General features: G+C 59.5%; 1 pseudogene. It reads right to left on the bottom strand.

Annotated features, from left to right (window positions below):
- Positions 1-90 precede the first annotated feature (90 nt).
- Positions 91-681, bottom strand: a pseudogene (locus tag C9427_RS32505) (DDE-type integrase/transposase/recombinase); the annotation flags it as partial.
- Positions 682-740: the final 59 nt, after the last annotated feature.

Genomic DNA, 740 nt, shown 5'->3' on the forward strand with positions numbered 1-740 from the left:
TCGACGACTTGACCAACGTCACGCAGCGAGAGCATGCTGGCGGATAGAGAGACCTTGACTGCAGGCTCCATTTCGTTCCGCGCTTAGGACGTTGTCGGTGAGCACGGTGTGGATTTTGTAGGGGACGGCTTCGACCAATTCGTCGAGGAAAGCTCTGGCGGTGACTGTGGTCGCCTTCTGCATCAGCCGAGCGAAAGCGAACTTCGAGGTACGATCCACTGCCACGAATAGGTAGAGCTTGCCCTCCTCGGTTCGGACCTCGGCGATGTCGATGTGGAAATAGCCGATTGGGTAGCGCTTGAAGGGCTGTTTGGCTGGCTTGTCGCCAGCGACCTCGGGCAGGCGGCTGATACCGTGGCGCTGAAAGCAACGATGCAAGGACGACCGCGTCAGGTGCGGGATCGTCGCCTGCAGCGCATAGAGACAGTCATCCAGAGGCAGCAGCGTATGCTTGCGGAAGGCGACGATCGCCGCTTCCTCCTCGGCAGTCAGAACGGTGGAGCGTACGGTCTTCGGGCCCATTGGCGCATCATGGACGAAGGTCCGCTTGCGCCACTTGGCGACAGTTTTCCGATTTAGACCATGCTGCGTGGCGAGTTCTTTGAGCGGAGCTTTCGATCGCTGTATCGCTGCTCGGATGGTGTGCGTGGTCGTGGCGCTGCCGTGGAGTATCTGTCCCATAGCTGATCCCTGAATGAAGGGGCAGCTTGACTGATTCCCCCACACTCTGGGACCAGACA

The sequence above is a fragment of the Mesorhizobium helmanticense genome (assembly GCF_003034915.1).
Lineage (GTDB): Bacteria > Pseudomonadota > Alphaproteobacteria > Rhizobiales > Rhizobiaceae > Mesorhizobium > Mesorhizobium helmanticense.